The 18,557-nt window shown below is 52.6% G+C and carries 16 protein-coding genes; 6 read left to right on the plus strand and 10 right to left on the minus strand.

Annotation, left to right across the window (positions count from 1 at the left end; all coding sequences use genetic code 11):
- Positions 1–986: 986 nt before the first annotated feature.
- The 3 genes from HH216_RS24270 to HH216_RS24280 all read right to left on the minus strand — a co-directional run bounded on the left by HH216_RS24270 (position 987) and on the right by HH216_RS24280 (position 3,875).
- Entirely contained in the window at positions 987–1,556 is a 570-nt protein-coding gene (locus HH216_RS24270; protein WP_169553510.1) for a S41 family peptidase, read from the minus strand.
- A complete protein-coding gene (locus tag HH216_RS24275; RefSeq protein ID WP_169553511.1) occupies positions 1,556–2,455 on the minus strand; it encodes a hypothetical protein in 900 nt (299 codons plus the stop codon). Before HH216_RS24275 ends, HH216_RS24270 begins: the two co-directional genes overlap by 1 nt.
- 430 nt (positions 2,456–2,885) lie before the next feature.
- Positions 2,886–3,875 (minus strand): hypothetical protein, encoded by a 990-nt coding sequence (locus HH216_RS24280; protein WP_169553512.1) that lies wholly within the window; start codon positions 3,873–3,875, stop codon positions 2,886–2,888.
- A gap of 671 nt (positions 3,876–4,546) precedes the next feature.
- On the opposite strand from HH216_RS24280, the gene HH216_RS24285 reads away from it, so the two are divergent.
- Complete coding sequence (locus HH216_RS24285) at positions 4,547–4,972, plus strand: response regulator (RefSeq protein WP_169553513.1); 426 nt, start codon at positions 4,547–4,549, stop codon at positions 4,970–4,972.
- Positions 4,973–5,526: 554 nt separating this feature from the next.
- On the opposite strand, the gene HH216_RS24290 is transcribed toward HH216_RS24285, so the two are convergent.
- A complete protein-coding gene (locus HH216_RS24290; protein ID WP_169553514.1) occupies positions 5,527–5,946 on the minus strand; it encodes a hypothetical protein in 420 nt (139 codons plus the stop codon).
- Between the two features lie 316 nt (positions 5,947–6,262).
- Between HH216_RS24290 and HH216_RS24295 the strand changes: the two genes are divergently transcribed.
- The 3 genes from HH216_RS24295 (at position 6,263) to HH216_RS24305 (ending at position 8,910) form a co-directional block, all read left to right on the plus strand.
- Positions 6,263–6,481: a hypothetical protein gene (locus tag HH216_RS24295; RefSeq protein WP_169553515.1), complete on the plus strand. Its 219-nt coding sequence runs from the start codon at positions 6,263–6,265 to the stop codon at positions 6,479–6,481.
- The gene (locus HH216_RS24300) at positions 6,481–7,101 is read left to right on the plus strand and encodes a Fic family protein (protein WP_169553516.1); all 621 of its coding nucleotides are present in this window, start codon (positions 6,481–6,483) and stop codon (positions 7,099–7,101) included. Before HH216_RS24295 ends, HH216_RS24300 begins: the two co-directional genes overlap by 1 nt.
- A 378-nt stretch (positions 7,102–7,479) precedes the next feature.
- The gene (locus tag HH216_RS24305) at positions 7,480–8,910 is read left to right on the plus strand and encodes a hypothetical protein (protein WP_169553517.1); all 1,431 of its coding nucleotides are present in this window, start codon (positions 7,480–7,482) and stop codon (positions 8,908–8,910) included.
- Positions 8,911–9,045: 135 nt separating this feature from the next.
- Here the strand turns inward: HH216_RS24305 and HH216_RS24310 are convergent, their stop codons facing one another.
- The 6 genes from HH216_RS24310 to HH216_RS24335 all read right to left on the minus strand — a co-directional run bounded on the left by HH216_RS24310 (position 9,046) and on the right by HH216_RS24335 (position 16,770).
- Positions 9,046–9,942 (minus strand): NmrA family NAD(P)-binding protein, encoded by an 897-nt coding sequence (locus HH216_RS24310; protein ID WP_169553518.1) that lies wholly within the window; start codon positions 9,940–9,942, stop codon positions 9,046–9,048.
- Positions 9,943–9,974: 32 nt separating this feature from the next.
- Entirely contained in the window at positions 9,975–10,910 is a 936-nt protein-coding gene (locus HH216_RS24315; protein ID WP_169553519.1) for an alpha/beta fold hydrolase, read from the minus strand.
- Positions 10,911–10,984: 74 nt separating this feature from the next.
- Positions 10,985–11,548, minus strand: coding sequence for a Crp/Fnr family transcriptional regulator (locus tag HH216_RS24320; protein ID WP_169553520.1), 564 nt, complete (start codon positions 11,546–11,548; stop codon positions 10,985–10,987).
- A gap of 1,204 nt (positions 11,549–12,752) precedes the next feature.
- Complete coding sequence (locus HH216_RS24325) at positions 12,753–14,927, minus strand: putative Ig domain-containing protein (protein ID WP_169553521.1); 2,175 nt, start codon at positions 14,925–14,927, stop codon at positions 12,753–12,755.
- Positions 14,897–15,481: an immunoglobulin domain-containing protein gene (locus HH216_RS24330; RefSeq protein ID WP_169553522.1), complete on the minus strand. Its 585-nt coding sequence runs from the start codon at positions 15,479–15,481 to the stop codon at positions 14,897–14,899. The genes HH216_RS24325 and HH216_RS24330 overlap by 31 nt, the downstream gene beginning before the upstream one ends.
- Positions 15,478–16,770 (minus strand): Ig-like domain-containing protein, encoded by a 1,293-nt coding sequence (locus HH216_RS24335; protein ID WP_169553523.1) that lies wholly within the window; start codon positions 16,768–16,770, stop codon positions 15,478–15,480. The genes HH216_RS24330 and HH216_RS24335 overlap by 4 nt, the downstream gene beginning before the upstream one ends.
- 994 nt (positions 16,771–17,764) lie before the next feature.
- On the opposite strand from HH216_RS24335, the gene HH216_RS24340 reads away from it, so the two are divergent.
- Together HH216_RS24340 and HH216_RS24345 are read left to right on the plus strand one after the other, a co-directional pair.
- Positions 17,765–18,004 (plus strand): LytR/AlgR family response regulator transcription factor, encoded by a 240-nt coding sequence (locus tag HH216_RS24340; protein ID WP_169553524.1) that lies wholly within the window; start codon positions 17,765–17,767, stop codon positions 18,002–18,004.
- Positions 18,004–18,546 carry a LytR/AlgR family response regulator transcription factor gene (locus HH216_RS24345; RefSeq protein ID WP_169553525.1) on the plus strand — a complete coding sequence of 181 codons (543 nt, stop codon included), beginning with the start codon at positions 18,004–18,006 and terminating at the stop codon, positions 18,544–18,546. The genes HH216_RS24340 and HH216_RS24345 overlap by 1 nt, the downstream gene beginning before the upstream one ends.
- Positions 18,547–18,557: the final 11 nt, after the last annotated feature.

Raw genomic sequence — 18,557 nt, forward strand, 5'->3', positions numbered from 1 at the left:
TTCGATTCGACAGCAATTAAAATTGGATGTCTCAAAATTCGCTCGACCGTGAGACCTCCCGCAGTATCCCTAACGCCAGCTAACAGTGAATCTACGGCGGACTGAAGAGCTGCGACTAGTCCGGAAAGCCGATCTGACCCAAAAGCAGGAACTAACTATTCAGCCAGCGCAAATGCATACTCAAAGTCTGCAGTTGGGCCAGTAATCAACCCGTGAGTAAGCTGCTCTTCTTATGGAGCTAGCCCATGCTCTTTAATGACCCGTTAACAAATGTAGCCGCAACTGGGTATACAAGACACAACTTACTAAGCGGTTATGGTTTTGCTCGAGTTTGAGGAAAGTGATCCTGCGGGTCCTATCCAGACTTATAGACTGGGTATGCCTACGTTCACTGATTGTAGAAAAACGATCAGCTACCTTATTGGTCAGGGGTGGACGGTTCATTCGGTTCGATTGCTACGAGGCAACATAACAATACCCGTCTCCAGAAGCTTCTTCGCCCCGAATCAGCGTGTAACAGATCAGTTACTATAACAGGCCAAGCTGCTCTTAACGGCCAACTAGATGACTGGGAATGCAGCAACAAGTGGTCAGTTCACCTTAGCCTCCGCTATGGCTGCGGGGCTGAGTAGCGTCATTGGCCGAGTCACCACCGCTCCAATGATGTGGTGGTACGGGTACTTGTGCTGACACATCAGCCGAAACCGCTGTTCTTTTTGGGCCAATGAGTCCGCCCCGAATAGGATACAGGAAAAATAGGTGATGCTGGCAGTAAGATGCTGACTTAGGCGAGCCTCGAAGAGAACAGACGTCATATGATTAGCCGAGTAAAGAGCTAACTTATGGCCTAGTGTATGAAAAGCAAGCATTGTTGACAACTGGTTGGTCAATTTAGTTTACTGCCAATAATTACACTAATTGATTAGGGTATTCAAGTCAAAGTCGACTCCCCCAAGTAGAGCTGCCTAATTTCATAATTCTCTCCATTAGTGCTTGGTTTTGATTAGGCTCAGGACGGCTTCCATCTCAGCATCCTGCTGATGTATGTAGTTTTCGCAACTTTGACTGACGTTGTAGGTGGGCAATACCCCGCATCCATAAGCCATACTTCCTCGAGTAGCCACCGCTTGTTGCAGATCAACAATTGAAAAATGCATCCGGATCTTACTCGTAGGCAGCTCATAGTCCACCGACTTATGCCCGGTGTGACCATAGTAGCCCCCCATCGTTTCTTGACCAATCACTACCGCTTGGCCCTCACTGACCACCAAACTGGCAAACAACGAGCCTGCCGAGGCGACTGCGGGACTGATGAGCAGGTACAGCGTGCCCCTAAAGGCTAACGGGTTGGGCTGCCAGAGGGGGTTGTAGCGGGCAGCTTGGTAGTAACGACCTGGCCGATGGTGGGTAAACTCCTCAACCAATTCAGCCTCCAGTTCGGCCCGCTCCTCTTTTTTTTCTTCCACATAGTATTGGGGGAAGGGTACCTTTTGGAAGAAGGTGAACGCCGTTCTATTTTCTCGAAACGGCTGGTGAGCCAGATAAGAGAAGGTCACTAAATCATTGGGATCGTCGCCCCCCTGTTCTGGCGGATATCAACAATGAGGTGGCGAATGTACTGGTGCTTGATGACCCGAAAGCACGAATCCAACAACTGACGATAGCACCGATGCGCAGCCGCTTGTTCGCCCTTGAACTCGAAGGTGTTCACCGTCAGTAGGGCCGTTGAGGTAGATCGTACTAGCTGGAAGGTGTAGTCGGGGAGGTCCATGGGGGAGGGGAAGGGATTGTAACGTACTTGCCCCTGACTGGAGACCAATGACTGAGCGGCCACGGTGATCGAGTGCGGCGCTCGTTGGCCACACAAGTGATACTCCACCCGGAACGAATGACAGGGTCCATAGGCCAAGCGAAAGAACCAACTAAAGTGTTGGTTGATGCCGATCTGCTTACCAGCTGGGTGGTTGCCATCGGTGGTGTAGAATTGTTCAAGTCGAGCCAGTAGCTGGGCAACCGGTATCCCATTGATCTGATCAATGATAGCCCCTACCGGGATGGGACTACTTCGGGCGTCGCAGACCAATGCGCTATCCAGTAGGCGTACGGGGTACGGGAAAAAGACGGCTTGTCGAGCTAAGCGTTCAGTTGTGGAGTCGGGTAGATTGACCCAGTCGTGTAAGCTGCCCAGATAAGTAATAGCCGCCGTTAGATAGCTATAGAAAGCCACTAGATCGGTTGAGTCAGTGATTTGGTGCTGATAGTGAGCGAACACACTATCGACTTGGTTGGGGGTGTGGTATTTGTAGATACCGGCATGAGCCTGTTTGAGAATCTGGGTAAAGAGCAAGAAGTCCGTTTGAAAGCCCTTGCCAGTGGGCGCTTTCGGGGTAGAGCAGTAGGCAAAGAGGCTGCTTATGGCGACAGCAAGTATGGTTGATAGGCGTAGGCGGTTCATCAATGAGGCTGAATGATGCTTAGCCAAGATAAGCTGGGATGACTTAGAAAGGCGACTTGATTACCGCTGAATCAAGGTAAGAGAAGGGGCGTCGTTTTCTAGCTTACCACGCTAATTATAGCTAGCACATTCTCATTAATCGCTCCTCTGTGAGACAAACGACGTTTATTCTCACAGGGGAGAGAAAAATAGGTCCACAGTATGACTATAGACCTATCTCATTTTTGACGTTTTGCGTGCCAATAGCCAGCACAGTTATAAATATACCGTACAGTGGGAAACGTGGAGTATGCCTAACGGACCTATCACTTAGTATAATCGCTTGAAATAAGCCTTATTCTGAGAATACTTATTCAGTAGAGGATTAGCGAACGGAACTTAAGAGGGCCTTAAGTCTACTACCCTCGCTGCCGCCATAACACTGCCCAGCCTACTCAACGGTCGCTATTTTCTGAACCAGGTTGGAGGGAAAGTAACAGTTGAAGCCAGTCTGGTTTTGTAGATCCGCTAACAAGCTAATCGTTTCTACACTACTCAGGCCGATGGCTTCTCGGTGTTGATCGACTTGGGTCTTCGCCTGAGCCGTTAGAGAACTACTCAAGTAGCCGAAGTGCGTCTGCTGACCATTGGTTATAATAGCCATATACCAGTCATCAATCATGGCAAACTCGTAGGGCGAGATCTGTCCAGATTTCAGGGCCTGCATCAGCTTGGGCCGCACATGGGCATACACCGTATCGTTTAAGGCGTAGGCTTTACTAATCGAGTTGTGATGACTCAACATAACCGCAGCCCAGTAGCCATTGTGAATCAGGCGCTCTCCGGGATAGCCATACTGATCAATAATGGGCAAGAGTTGAGCCATTTGCTGCTTACTGTGTGGCGCAAAGCGCTTCTCGGCGTAGCGTTCTTGGGTAGCTCCGATGCGAAACAGGGCTAATAGGGCTTTTCGCTGATCCTTCTTAAACATCTTCTCAACCCGGGCCCGAACGGCCTGATTTCCCCCGGTTCGGTAGAGTGCTCTGAGCGAATCGTACTGTTGGTCAATAACACGCCACTGCGGATCGGCTTGGAGTGGCGTGAGCAAGGCATTTTTCTTGATGTCGCTCAGGGTCCAGCCCGTAGCGATTGCTTTCCGAAGATAGGTAAGCGCTTGGGACTTCTGGCCCACTTGTAGGGCTAGCTGGGTGGCCACCTTGTAGTCCCTGGAAAAGACGAACTGATACCGATCAAATACCTGATTGTAAAGCGCTAATGCTTCAGAATAGTGCTTGTGGGCAATAAGCTGTTGAGCTCGGGCAATAGTTTGATGGTAAGTTGTGTAGTCGTTTTGATCGGTCTTGACAGACGGACTAGCCGAAGGGAATATACTGAAGCAAGCGGCATTCAGCAGAGAGTAGAGGGTAATGAGGTAGTTCATACGAGCGGTTTACCCTCCCGACGCTGCTAGGGGTCAGACGGTTGTAAGCCGTTATGAAGTTTTAACAAATTAGCGCATAATGAAACTGGTCGAAAAAAACTTTTGGACTAGTGCAGTACTAACCGAGCCTGCACAAACCAGAAAATACGAATGGCAGTTAAGAGTGTTTGCCAGTCAGCGTCCGTTTCTGGCTTGGTGTGGTAAGCCGCGATGCCCTGTTGATAAGACTGGCTTACCTGAACCGTACTATCCTCACATTCCAGCAGCAACACAGGATGGCTCCGGATTAGTGGGTGCCCCGTGAAGGCCTCCAAGGCTTCCCCTGAATCGCTGTCAGTGCGTTTATGACTAGCCAGCAGAATTAGCCGGGGGCAACGGCCTTATTCTCCAGATGACGAATCGCTGCCTCAAGCGTGCTGGTCCGGTGAAGGAGAGCTTCCGGGAATGTGCGCGCTGTCATTCTAGCTATGACTAGAGCAACATTCTCATCGGACTCGATTAGTAAGATGGTGAAGGGAATATTCGGGCGGGACATGTCCAAATATACGCGACCTGTACGTTATATGCTACTTATAGGCTACCCAGTCAGTATATATTCCAATCCTTTTGGGCTTAACCCGGGTTATCTAAGCTGAGTAAACCGTCTAACCCATACTTGCTTATACGCATTGATGACTACCAGTTCTACCAGTCCGATCCTTGTAGTCGATAGCGATACAGATGACACGTTCTTGATCTGTACTGCACTCAGTGCCGTCGCGCCGACCCACCCGATATTATGCTTTACGACCGCCGCCAGCGTACTAACGCATCTGAAAGATAATGCAGAGAAACCCTTCCTGATCCTGAGTGAAGTGATGTTGCCCGGTATGAACGGGCTTGAACTAAGGCAGGCTATTGAAGATGACCCGGGCTTGCGCAAACGCTCAATTCCATTTCTATTTATGTCGAACCCCGCCGTGGATACCACTGTCAATAAAGCGTATGACTTGACTATTCAGGGCTTTTTCGAGAAGCCGGATAAGCATGAAGAGCTGAAGGCAATGCTCCAGGCGATCGTTAACTACTGGTCCTACTGCATCCCGCCCCGGTCCTAACAGAAGCACAACAGAGTAGCCTTAGCATTCACTGATGGCAACCCATCAATGGGTACCGTAAAACGCCTGGGGCCATGCTGATAGTCACTTTATTGAGCTTGGGTTAAAGAATAAAATAAGGCTCTTAGGGTGTAATAATCAAGTTAGCCGGGTCCAGTACCCACTTGCCCGTATGCGTATCGTGGACAAACTCGATAAAACCCGCTGTCGTTTGTATGCTGCCTACCGGAGCATCGCCTGACTGGTCAGTGGGCGAGCTGGTGATCTGTCGTATTTCGTATCGATACCGCGCTTGGTCAGCAGTTGGTTCGGGCAACTGTTCAACTATGGCGGCTAATTCGGATAAGGATACACGACGTTGAATTGTCAGGCATAATAAAGCGTTTACAAGGATTGAACTGAGTAGTAAGCCGGGGTTATAGATTATACGAAGTCTGCGTAGGCCGTTTTTTCGTGCCCCCGTATTTTCTGTACTCGCTATCCAACATAGGGTAGAAGATAAACTCATTTTCCTCGGCAACGTATTCTGCTACGTTGGCCTCACATATTTTTGCTCAATGTTTTTTACACCACTTCGCGTTGTTCAGCTTATTGATGTAGAGGCCGTACTGGTCTTTGTTGTTCCAGAAAGTGACAACGTTACAAGTGTTTGTTGTGCATCGTTCCTTCTTAAACATCTGTGCCGTTGCCAGCCTGGTAGGCTCGTCGGCTTTTCCAGGCACTAATACGGCATAATTGATGAAATTGCCTGGCATCTTTTCGCTAAGTATCACGTAACCGTAGCGGGGCATGTAAACTGTCGTATCTGCGCTTGGCGTAGTAGGAGTAACTTCACCCACTCGATTAATGTAATACAGCGGCAACCCTATAAAGAGAATCACTAGCAGGATAGCAACTATTAATGGCGCATTACTAATTGGTTTTTTTAACGAACGGGAACGCTGAAGCGACATGATAGCGTGGGTCTCAGACACAGAGTGTCAATGTAATCAAACCTAAGCAGCCAGCAACAAAATAGCCCTGTTCGTGAGACAAGTTGGCATCGATAAAGAGCGGGACACTTCATCAAAAGAATGCTAGAGTGACTATCAAGCTGTACCGATTTGCTGAGGAGGTACGCGCCTATCTTAAGAAAGCGACGAACACGCTCAAGTAGGATCATATAGCAGGAGCATAATGCAGTAAACAGGTCGAAGCAATGGGTAGTTTTAGCGGTCGTTCGCGCCACTAATTGACGTCTTTCGTATCTTTAAGCAACCCGCGTCTCGCTCAACTGCGCAACTCGTCGTCATGGCCCAGAACACACCCCCTGCCGCCCCAACATTACCCGAATTAATTAAGCACTACCAAGCACTCACCACCGGTGTTATCAACTTCGAGTTGTATAATCAAATGGTGCATACTCACCATTCTACCGCCATCGAAGGTAGTACACTGACCCTGTTAGAGACGCAGACCCTGTTGGAAAAAGGACTTACCGCGGGGGGAAACCCCTGGAGCACCATCTGATGGTTGTTGACCATCAGACCGCTCAACAGCAGGTCCTCGACTGGGCCACCCAACACGAGCCCCTAAACCGGGCCCGCCTACAGGCTATTGCCGCAGCAGTTATGCGTCAGACGGGCGGTCCGACAAACACCCTGTTATGCACGTTTGACTCCAGTCTGGGCGAATTTCGTACGGTCAGTGCCATGGCTGGCAGTCGTATGTTTATGGATGCCAGGAAGGTGCCGGCCGCCGTTGATACGCTGCTTAAAGAAATGAATACGTTATTGCCCGCGGCTAAAACCGTCCGGCAAGTCTATGATCTTTCCTTTAAAGTGCATTTTCAGTTGCTCAGCATACATCCCTTCGGCGACGGCAATGGACGTACTTCCCGGCTGCTAATGAACTATGTTCAGCAATATCATGGTCTGCCCTTGAGTTTAGTCTATGCCCACGATCGGACGGCTTATATTGCCGCCCTAGAAGAGTCGCGTCGGCAGGAGGACACCAAGCCGATAGCCGATTTTATGTATGGTCAGCTCACCCAATTTTTACTTCAGGAAACCGCTCGATTAAGCACCCCCCAATCGCCTAAGACAAGCAATCCACTGAAAAGTAAGGGGGGACTAACATTGCTTTTTTGACAGGTGACCGGCCCCTACTAGTTTGTGGATAAGCCATTAGTTTAAGCCAATTTATCGCACATGCATTTGCTTCGTGAATAGAGGGCTTCTCAAAAAACGCTTGATATTTTTTACTTCAAGGATCAGCAGCATCCGAAGAAGCCGCTCATCGCTATTGATTCGGCCAATTCGCTAACTCTCAAAACGGTTGAGCCATTTAATACCGAGTCCATACCGTTCCGCGTTGTAAACGCATGATAGCGCTGCTTTTATCGACTATCTACTGAACAACTAACCCACTGATCTCCCTCGTTTTAGACGTCAGCTTCTGTTCGATAATGAGGTAAGGTGCATAGGCAACGGGTATACCGCCACCCATCTATACTCACCCTGCCAACCATGAGAAACCACACCTCTCGACGGGAGAAAACTATGTTTGGTGTTTTCCTATTCCTGTTTCTCTCTCCTGACGCCTATGCGCAAGCCGACTCGCTGCTAAGCAGCCATCGGGTACTTCCAAGAACCCCCGCCCTAAAGCTGGATATTCCGTATCTGGATTATCCCTACCAACTCGATGCCCGCAAAACGACGGGGAATTTCTTCAACGCGTATGCCAATCCCAGCATGCAGCAATCACTGGCGTTGACCACTGACCTGTATGCCTCCGCCCACTTTGGCCTACAACGGGCCGTTGAACCGATTGGCAACAAAGCCGTCCGGACTCTTACGCGGGTAGCCGCCGTCTTGGCCACCGATGTTATCCTCTCCTATGCCCCCGGAGGCGATGGCTGGCTGCATGAAGAATACCACCGATCCCTACTAACCCGCCATCACACCCCGAGTAGGAACGATATGAACACGTTTCCTATTGGGGCTGAGACGGTCAGCGTGAGCCGGGTTACCGACGAGAACCTGGTCCGCTTCAAAGCCCAAAGCCCGGCTGATTTTATCCGATTACCCGTTGCGGGCATCGAAGGGCAATACCTGTTGGTGGAACGGTTACAGCGCCATAATTTTTTTTATAAACAAAATCAGCCGCACGAGATCCAGTATTGGTTATCCGTGCTCAATTCAATCCTGTATGTGAAGACCAGCTCCGACCCCAAACAAGTCGACCCACTGACGGATGAATTGAATGCCCACGAGCCGGACGTACGAACCCGTGACTTTACCGGCCTTGACTTCATGGCCTGGGCTTATGACCTTTTTCGACCGACCGAGTCCTATGCCGATCGGGGTACCCATCCTCTGGGGAATGGCATCAACCGCTACCGTAAAACGACTGATTTGACGGCTGCGGAGTTGCAGTACCTGAGAAAACAGGGAAATCTGCAATGGCTCAATGTACTTTCGCCCATGATGGTTGGCATCAGGCGCATCAATCTTAGCCCGAGTCTATCGGGGAATATAGCCCTGCAACACTGGTTAACTTCATTCGGCAACGACATTGCCCTCAAACTTTTTTTCCGTAAAGAGAGCCTGATAAAAGACCTCAATGCAGTTCTCACGGTGCATACTTACCATAATTTCAGTCATTATTTTCCAGCGGTGGAAGCTGAAGTAGTCGATTATGCGCTGGGGTCAACCAACCGAAGGTGGCTCGTTTCGCCCAGAGTCTTGCTAGGCTTGCAACCCTCTGACCAGCAATTCACTACGGCCAAATCCGAATTTGTGGGGTTACTAGGCGGTCGGCTCGATTTGAGGCTACATAAGAATTTGTTTCCCTATGTTGACTTTGCCCTAAAAAGTGATGGCTGGGTCGGGGGCAACGAATTTCTGGTCAGTAATTTCAGCTGCCGAGTGGGTCTCTCTTGTCGTTTTTTTGACTAAGCCAGGGTCGCTGCGGGACCGTGCTGAGCCTTGGGCTGAAATGGCCATGCCAAGCGATAGGCCTTCGCGTCTGACTGGCCGTCATTTGCACTAAGCGGTGTAAATAGAGCATTTCACAAAACGCTCTCATTTCGTTTATTGAATGAATGACTGAATAAACGCTAAGCTGGTGGTCCAGGTAAGCTCTCTATACCGTTCGTTGGCCAGCTGAGTATGGTGGGTGGTGAACATCGAATACAGGTACTGCCCCTGTTGCCATTTGGCATATAACTCCTGTTCGCCGGCGGGGTAATCGGCTCGTTGTCTTTTTATATGCTGGGCAAAATCGTCCAGACTCGCTAGCTGATGAAGCCTGAACGTCTGACCCGTTGCCTGTTTCACATCTTGCCACAGCCCCGTTGGGCTGATCTGAAAAGAGGCAATCTGTAGGTTCCGAGGGGTCTCATCGTCCAGCGCCACTTCAGCAGTGAAAGCCGCCGTGTCGTCCATCGTGGTGAAATCCAGTGGCCAGTTTGCCTTCTCGCCCCAATAACCGATGCTCTTTTCTTTCAGGTTTAAAACCGGCGTATTATACTGAAGTATATCGGCAAAAGCCCCGTTGAAAACCGAAGTGGCTTGTATGGACGTCTGGTCGATGTAGTCTCGAAAGGCTCTTCGTAAATCAAAATTTCGGTTTTCGCCCGGCATCAGATCCATATAATCCGTGCAAAAGTCAGAGGGAATGAAGCGAGGTACGCCAGCCTGGAGAGCCCCATTCAGAATTCGCTTTTGTAAATCAACAATCACATCACCCAAACCCGCCAACGCCGACACCACGCAGCCAGCGCCCTTACTTGCCTTAACCAGGGCATCGACGTTGTCCATATCTACTTCCTCAACAGTGGCTCCCAGTTGCGCGAGTGTTCGTAGTTTTTCGGGGTCGGTGGCCGTTCGCACCACAGCCCGTACGGACGCCCCTCTTTTTACCAGTTCGCGCACGATCCGGGTTCCTAAATGGCCGGTTGCCCCGAACATGACAATAGTGTTTTTCATCGCTCTTTTCGTTTTACGGATGCATGGATTAATCAGGCCAGAAAACTTAACACGGCATCAAGCACCTGCTCAGGTTGCTCTTCGAACAGGTAATGACCACTGTCTAAAATCCCGACTAGTCGCAGGTCTTTAGCCACGTATGGTAACCCCATTTTCATGTAGCTATAACTTACATAGCTGCCAATGCCTAATACCGGCATGGCGAGTGGGGGATACGTTTTAGCATCGTCTATATCTTGTTGAAAGGTTTGATACCACGCATTCGCTGCCCGAATGCTCTCGGCGTCATTGTACGAACCGGCATACACCGCTCTTTCCAGGGAAGACATCTTGCTATCGTCAAGCATGACATATTGAAAAAGCCAGTCCAGCAAGTACTGGAAACGCCCCGCCAAGAGCTTTTCCGGCAGTTCTTTTACCTGATTGAAACCCATCCACCAAGCGTAGGGTCTATCCGCATCCATTTTCCCGGCAAATGTACCCGGAGCGGGGATCAGACTCATCTGCAGGATACCCTCCGTGGGGTGTGAGCCATCCAGGACAATCAGCTTTTGGGTGAGCTGGGGATAATTAAAGGCAAAACTTATGGCGACCATACCACCGATGTCGTGACCCATTATGTACGCTTTTGTCAAGCCCAGTTGCTCCAGCAAGGCCGCAATATCGGCGGCCATTGTTTTCTTATCGTAGCCGGATTGGGGTTTCTCCGAGCTACCCATCCCTCGGAGATCCACAATAAGGACACGGTACGTTTTGGCCAGCTTCAGGGCAACCGGCTTGTACGAAAACCAGGTCTGCGGCCAGCCCGGCAAGCAAACCAATGGCGTGCCCGTCCCCCCTTCGACATAATGGAGCCGTACGCCATTCAAGGTGGCATACTGATTCGTAAAGCCCGGAAAGTGGCTAAGTAAGTCCTCGTCAGAATATAGATTCTGATCTATCCCTAGGTTCTCGTTGTGCTGAGTCATTGCTTCTTGTTTTAGCGACTCAAAACTACCAGGGGTATCGGCTGATGAAACTACCAAATGGTAGGGAATGCCAATCAGCGAATTTTTTTTCGGATTCGGCTTAAGGCATTAGGGGTAATGCCAAGTACAGCGGCTATCTGCTTGACGGGCGCTTTTTGGATGAGCTGGGAATTCTTCAGGAAGTTCAGATACCGTTCCTCAGCCGACAGCGTTTGGAAATTCATAATCTGGTCGATCATTCGGATAGTGGTAGCCTCCCATAGTTTACGGCCGAATTCTTCCCAGGCTGCCACCTGACCGTATAAAAAGTCCATGTCCTTTTTGTCGATCACGATCAGCCTCGTTTCTTCGATCGCTTCAATGTTGAATCGGGAGGGTGCCTGGGGATGGAGGCTTGAGATTTCCGTGAAAAACTCATTCTCAAACATCACCCAAGTAGTGTTCTCTTGGGCAAGAGCTTGGTAGAAAAACCGGACGCCCCCTGACACGATGAAGAAGTATTGATTGGCAATTTGTCCCTTTCTCAACAGCAGCTTACCCTTAGCAATTTGTCTTTCGCGGCATCGGGACAGCACGAGTTGCAGGTCCCGCTCATCGATCCAGATAAGGCCTTTGATAAATCGAATTAACTCGTCCATTGCGCCTGTTTACGACTTCTTGTGGCAGGGAAGTGTCTAAAAGGCAAAAGTAGTCGTTCTTGGATACATTTTTGACTTATCGCTTAAAACGCTGGTAATAGGGCGCAGGGAGTCGTATCCGGCGTCCTCAGCTACCAGGTAAATCCGCTAAAAAGTAAGAGTTGGCTGCTGGAAACAGGTCGAGCTCGCGCATTCGGAATAGACCAATTCAATACCACACGGAGAGGGGGGCGTAGTATCGATCGGGTGCGAATAGACTAGGCCTATACGGCAGCCCAGTGTCTCGGCTTGCTCGAGCATATCGAATAAGCGGGTTACGCCCACCACGTAAAAAGCATCACAGAGCAGATTGCCATAGCGCCAGTCGGCAGAATCGCGCTGGGCCCGGTCAGCCTTAGCCAAATACTGTTTGTAGAGTTGAAAGCCATTCATAACCGTAAGTATTTTAAGTACAAGTACACGTTTACTTCTAGTAAGAATAGAGTACTTATACTTATCACATACTGTTAGATCTTTAAAATGCAATTAAAAAAATAATTAAATAACTAACTGTCAGCTAATTATAGCTAAGTACAAATGATACATGCTGCAGGTAAAGAATTGGGCGTGAGCTCAATTCGGCTCGTCATCTACTAGGTAATAATACATATTAACATATAGTATGTTAATATTCAGGCATTTATAAAAAGTTAAAATGATCAAGTACACATGTATTTAATTAGGATGTATCGACTTTTTGACACTATATTGTATACATATTTAGACAAGTATATACTATGCATTTAGAATCCACCGTTTGGCGATTTATGCCTCTACATGACCTTGCTTGCCTACAGGTAGTAGCCTATAGTACTATCACTATCGACAGCTGGTTAATCTTCCTTAATTAAGCCTACCTTACCTGAAGTCTACTACTTCTATCCGCCAAGCCGATACAAAACCTGCTGCCAAGCCCAGCGGGTTTTTAGTTTAAAAAAACGACGGCCAGTTGACCGGGCCGCCGGGCGGCGTCGTTTCACTAACGAGCATCATCATTGACTCTCATAAATCATCGACTCGCCAAAACGGGCGATTAATCAAACACTATCCCCGAGCTGTTAGACTGTAAATTTCTATATGATTTTTGTGCAGTTGCGACCAAAAAGCTAAAGGCCCAACTGATTAATGGTTGGGCCTTTAGCTTTGTATAATCTTAGTCAACTGGCTACTGCCGGATCAGCTTGACGGTCTGGTGCTGCGTGGCCGTGCTCACTTTCAGGATGGTCATGGCCCGACCAGCCGGAATCGGAACCACGACTCGCTCCGTGCCGGACACCTGCGGAAGCTGCTGCCGATGCAAGCGATTCCCCGCCAGATCAGTCAGACTCAAGTCCACCGCCTGGCCGGCCACTCCGCCAATCAATACCTCGACCGACTCACCGATGACCGGGTTGCCCAGTACAACGACTGACAGCGGACTACCCGCTTCCGCCACCGCCTGACGACCGTTCGGATTGGTCGCACAGGCGGCCAGCCAGTTGAAGCGGTAGCTCGCCGGCGTGCCGCCTTGAGTCGCCGTCAGGGTGATGGCTGGGTTGTCGGTGTAGAGCCGTAGCGCGTAGGGACCCGGTGCGGTAGTGGTGACTAGCTCGTTGGTGACACCGAAGCTTACCGGCGCGCCCGTCAGCCCGGTGTAGACCGGCGAGAAGCTCAGTTGCCGCTCACCCGCGCTCAGCGTCTCGCAGCGTACGCCCGTCACGCCGGCGATGGAGAACCCGCCCGGTGTGGGGTTGGTTGAAGCGGGCTGCACCGTCAGCACAAAGCTGGTACTGGCCGACAAACCACCCGGATCGGTCGCACTCACCTGTACCGTCGACGTGCCTGCCTGGGATGGGGTGCCCGTGATGGCGTTCTGAGCCGCCGAGAAGCTCAGGCCAGCCGGCAGGCCGCTGACGCTGAGTTGCAGCTGATCGTTGTCGGGGTCAGTGAACGTACCCGCCGGAATAAACAGCGTGTAGCCCTGCCCAGCCTGCGCCGTCTGGTTGCCCAGCCCCGTGCCCACCGTGGGTGGGCGGTTACCCGTCGGGGGCGTGGTCGGCTGGTTCGTACAGCCGGCCAGCCAGTTATAGCGGTAGGTAGCTGTCGCATTAGCCTGAACGGCTTCCAGCGTAATGGTCGGATTATCGGTGTACAGCTGCAGCGTGTAGGGACCAGGCGTCGTCGTTTCACTACTTTCGTTGACAACCCGGAAGCGTACCGGCTGCCCGTTGAGGCCGCTATATACCGGGCTAAAGCTAATGCGTCGCTGACTACTGCTTACGGCTACGCAGGAGAGATTAGTGACGCCGGTGATGGCAAAGCCAGTCGTGGGGGGAACAGGCACGTCGGGTGCACTGACGGTAAAGACCACAGCGGTGGTTGCCTGCAGCCCATTCGGATCGGTTGCGGTAATCGTAGCGCTGGTGGTGCCACTCGTTGTGGGACTACCACCAAGCTGACTGCCCGTCAGCACGATGCCGGCTGGTAATCCGCTGGCCGAGAAGCGCAGCGGCTGCCCATCGGGGTCCGCGAAGTAGCTGGTCAGCACCAGTTGATAGGGCTGGTTTTGCTGGAGTGGCTGGGCCGGAATGGCCGACGCAACAGGGGGGCGATTGGGACTCACGTTGCCAATACAGGCCGCCCGCCAGCTATAGCTGTAACGAGCTTCGGGGCTACCGGCCTGCGTTGCCGCCAGGGTCACGACCGGATTGTCCGTAAACAGGCGGACGGTGTACGGAGCCGGCGCGGCCGTAGCGGCTACTTCATTAACCACGGCCAGGCTCACCGGACTGCCATTGAGCCCGCTATACTGGGGCGCGAAGGTAACCAGGAACTCCCCCCGCGTGGCATCGACCAGCTGGCACTGTTGGGTGGTGACGCCGGTGATCGCAAAGACGCCGGCGCGAATCGTGACGATGACCGGCGGGGCGTCAGCGCTGGTGCAGCTGCCGGTGCTGCAACGGGCCGAGATGGTGTAGGTGCCGGGTTGGGTCACCGTGTAGATGGTTCCGGCTGGCTGACCACTACCGCCCTGTACGAGCCAGTTGATCGCCCCCGGGCAGCCAGCAGCGGTTACTGAGATGGGCTGGTTATCCGTCGCCGGAGCTGAGGCCTGCAATGTAGGGGCAGCCAGTGCCGTCTCACTGGTAACCGTTGTCTGAGCGATGGCCGAGCACCCGCTCGGAGCCGTTACCGTTACCGAGTACACCCCCGCCGTCAGTACCGTAGCCAGTGACCGGGTAGCCAGCTGGGTTGCTCCGGCACTGAAGCGGAAACTGACCCCAAACCCGTTTTCGCCCGCAGCCAGCGTAACCACCGGGTTGGTACAACTTAGCGGGCCACTGTTGACCAGCGTCGCCACGGGCAGTGGGTCAATGATGATTGAACCGGTGGCCGTAGCCGTGCAGCCCCCGAGCTGACGTACTGGTAGACAACGCTATGCGGACCAGCGGACAAATTGCCGGGGATCAGTTGCGTAGCGGGTAGGCCATCGATGGTAAACGTACCCCCCGCCGGACTACCAACCAGGGTAATCGGCGCGGCACACTGCCCCAGCCGACCGGGTAGGCCCACAATTGACACGGCCACCGCTGGCCGTATGGTCACGGCAATTGTTGACCGGGGCCCTTCGCAGCCATTGATCGACTGGCTCACGTAGTAGTAGCGGGTGGGTGGTTCGCTTTCGGCCGTCGAGGGGGTCGGGTAAACCGGTGACGGCGTACCACCCACGGCCTGGGTATACCAGCTAAGAATGCCATTCGGGGCGGTGGCCGTAGCCGTCAGGGGGCTGGCGAGGGCACCCTGACAATACACAACGGGTGTCGGGCTGACGAGTGGCGCGGAAGGTACCGGGTTGACGGTTACGGTTATCACAGCGCGCTCACTCTGACACCCCTCGGCGCTGGTCTGACTCACGGAGTAGCGAACTGTACCGGTAGTGCTCGTCGGGGGGTAGGCGCACCAGTCAATGGTTGGCCATCGGTCCCGTACCAGGTCAGCGTGTTAGTGGAAGTAACCGTTGCACTCAGCGGAGAAGCGGGTGCCAGCTGACAATAGGTAACGGGTGTGGTAACGGCTGGGCTGGGCGGCAGCGCATTGATCGTCACCGTAATCGAAGCCCGTGTGCTACTCTCGCAGCCATTGACCGTCTGGCTCACGTAATAGATCTCACTGGCCTGGGTTGAGGGCGTCAACTCGATAGAGGGTACCCCACCCGAAGCCTGGGTGTAGAAGTTAAGTATACCACCCGGCGACGCGGTTGCCTGCAAGGGCTGGGCGACCGCGTTCTGGCAATAGGTTACCGGAGTCTGTACCGCAGGCGGATTGGGTCGGGCGTAGACCGTATAGGTAATGGCCGCCCGGCTACTCTCACAACCACTGGCGTTCGTCTGACTGACGTAAAACACCTGCGAACCGGTTGATGCCGTCCCGACCTGCGGGGCCGCGGCCAGACTGGCCGATGTGGGCGAGGTATACCACTTGAGCGTACCCGTAGCCGTCACGCGGCTCACCAGTGATACCGGTGCGCCCCCCTGACAGGCACTGGCCGGACTGGTGGCGGGCGCTACCGGCAGTGCATTGATGGTCACTGTAATCGGAACGCGGTCGCTTTCGCAGCCACTGGTATTGCGCTGACTGACCTGGTAGGTGCTTGTTCCCGGATTGGTCGTTGACGGGGTTGGGGCCGTACTACCCAACGCCGTTCCCTGACTAGTGTACCAGTTGAGTGTATTGCCCGATGTAGCCGTCGCTTGTAGCGGCTGCGCGGTCGTATTCTGACAGTAGGAAACTGCCGTATTGGTAACCGCCGGTGCCGGTGGGGCTGCGTTGATGGTCACCGTCAGCGGTGTGCGCGCACTTTCACAGCTGTTGTTATCCGTCTGGGTGACGTAGTAAGTCGTCGAACCGGCCGTACTGGTCGAGGGCGTAACCGTGGTGGAAGGCGTACCGCCACCGGCAGCGGTGTACCAGCGCAGGTTCTGGCCGGAAGCCGTCAGTGGGGCCGCCGTCGCATTCTGACAATAGCTGATGTTGGTTGTTGTGGGCGCGTTTGGCAGGGGATTGATGGTGACCGTCAGCACAGCCCGGGGCCCTTCGCAGCCGTTGATTGTCTGGCTGACGTAATAGGTTGTTGATCCGACCGTTGAGGTTGGTGGCGTCGGGGCGGTAGCACTGCCTACGCCCCCGTGCTGGCGGTGTACCACTTCAGGTTTTGTCCTGTCGCCGTCAGGGGGGCACGCCCGTTGTGCCCTGGCAGTAGGCTAGATTCGTTACCCCCGGTGCGGCCGGTACTGCACTAATGGTAAATCCGGCACTTCGAGGGCTGTTGTAGGTAGAGTTAGTGGCGGATACTCGTGTAATACCGACCGTGTAAGTCCCGGTAGGCAGACCGGCCGGAATGCTTAGATTATCGGAATACGACCCGGGCACCCAATTGACGGTTGTCGGTCCTTTTACCGATACCGCCGACCCATTCGCGTTATATAAGTATAACGTGTACGTTCCTGTGCCAACAAACGAATGTACGTACGAAACCGTAACTGCCGCACCAGCACAGACGGGATTGGGATTGACCGCCGTAATAACGATCGATTGCGCGCTGGCCATGCCTGCATGCAACAACAGTAGTGCCAGGACACCCTGGTAGAGTACGAGCTTTACGACGGTGTCGGTCAACAAGGTTATTCTTTGTAGCGTGTGTTTCATAAGCTGATCAATTTGCGGCAGCCATTTATTAGCTGTTAGCAAAAAAAGTTAGCTTATTGTTATCTACTCTCGCATAAAGGCAAATACGTATATCAGCTATATTTATTTGTATGTGAAGCCTGATTAAGCCGTAGAGCAGCACTCCTGTGGTAGCAAAAACCCAAGCGGGTTAGCCATCGACTTGCTTTCGGTAACGCTTCTTTTTCAGCCGTTGGCTAACATAACCGCCCGGATACGGTCAGTCAAAGCATCTCTCCGATCCGCTCGTTAGTTGTTCCCCATTCTATTCACTTTGTAGCTTGATATGATGTTAGACGGTTGCCGCGATGTTGCAGATCGCATCCAGCATTAGCTTCAGTTGTGACTGTCCGCTGGTTCAGACGAGCGTTTTCTCATAAAATGCTAGGTTAATGACGCCCTAGCGCTCGCACAATTAATCGTGTCGTGCCGTACTTTTGCAGGGGGTAACCCTATTCCCGTTGCCTCTTCTAGATGACTGGCTCTCTGCGTTGCGCGATTATCGAAGACGAACCACTGGCTCAGGAGCTACTCCAAAAATACGTCCGGCGTGTCCCCTCGCTGGACCTGGTAGCCACCTTCGACGACGCCATTGCCGCCTTCGAGCGGCTACCCGCCCTACAGCCCGAGGTTATTTTTCTGGACATCAACATGCCCGAAATGACGGGGCTGGAATTTTTACGGGCCTATCCCTCACCCCATCCCTTGTCGTGATGACAACGGCCAATCCCCATCATGCCGTGGACGGGTTTGAGCTGGGGGTGGTCGATTATCTGCTCAAACCTATTGCCTTCGACCGGTTCCTCAAAGCCATTGGCCGGGTTAAAGAGCGGGCGCCCAAATCCGTTCTGCTCTCATCAGACACCGGGTTTGTGTCTGATGAGAGCAGAACACTTTCGGCCATTGGGCCGGTAGCGGTTGACTCACCGGCCGCCGAATTCATCTACCTCAAGACTGACAAGAAACTTGAACAGATCCACCTCCATGACCTGGTCTACGCCGAAGCGCTGGGCGATTATATCAAGGTCTTTCTGCCGGATCGGTTCGTGGTGACGCATCTGACAATGGCCAGACTGGCCGAAACCCTGCCTCCGGACCGCTTTCTGCGGATCAACCGGTCGTTCATTGTTCAGCTCCGTCACGTGACAGTGCTGGAAGGCAACTCAGTCCGCTTATCAACCGGCGAGAGTCTGGTGGTGGGGCCAAACTACCGGGATGCTGTTAAAGAGCGGATCCGGCGGGAGCAGATTGGCTAACCGGTGGGGTT

It is taken from the genome of Spirosoma rhododendri, assembly GCF_012849055.1.
GTDB lineage: Bacteria > Bacteroidota > Bacteroidia > Cytophagales > Spirosomataceae > Spirosoma > Spirosoma rhododendri.

Excerpts from the sequence above, each read along its gene's own strand:
- HH216_RS24275 (WP_169553511.1), bottom strand. The coding sequence starts at position 2,455 with ATGAACCGCCTACGCCTATCAACCATACTTGCTGTCGCCATAAGCAGC.
- HH216_RS24280 (WP_169553512.1), bottom strand. The coding sequence starts at position 3,875 with ATGAACTACCTCATTACCCTCTACTCTCTGCTGAATGCCGCTTGCTTC.
- HH216_RS24285 (WP_169553513.1), top strand. The coding sequence starts at position 4,547 with ATGACTACCAGTTCTACCAGTCCGATCCTTGTAGTCGATAGCGATACA.
- HH216_RS24295 (WP_169553515.1), top strand. The coding sequence starts at position 6,263 with ATGGCCCAGAACACACCCCCTGCCGCCCCAACATTACCCGAATTAATT.
- HH216_RS24300 (WP_169553516.1), top strand. The coding sequence starts at position 6,481 with ATGGTTGTTGACCATCAGACCGCTCAACAGCAGGTCCTCGACTGGGCC.
- HH216_RS24305 (WP_169553517.1), top strand. The coding sequence starts at position 7,480 with ATGAGAAACCACACCTCTCGACGGGAGAAAACTATGTTTGGTGTTTTC.
- HH216_RS24310 (WP_169553518.1), bottom strand. The coding sequence starts at position 9,942 with ATGAAAAACACTATTGTCATGTTCGGGGCAACCGGCCATTTAGGAACC.
- HH216_RS24315 (WP_169553519.1), bottom strand. The coding sequence starts at position 10,910 with ATGACTCAGCACAACGAGAACCTAGGGATAGATCAGAATCTATATTCT.
- HH216_RS24320 (WP_169553520.1), bottom strand. The coding sequence starts at position 11,548 with ATGGACGAGTTAATTCGATTTATCAAAGGCCTTATCTGGATCGATGAG.
- HH216_RS24340 (WP_169553524.1), top strand. The coding sequence starts at position 17,765 with ATGACTGGCTCTCTGCGTTGCGCGATTATCGAAGACGAACCACTGGCT.
- HH216_RS24345 (WP_169553525.1), top strand. The coding sequence starts at position 18,004 with ATGACAACGGCCAATCCCCATCATGCCGTGGACGGGTTTGAGCTGGGG.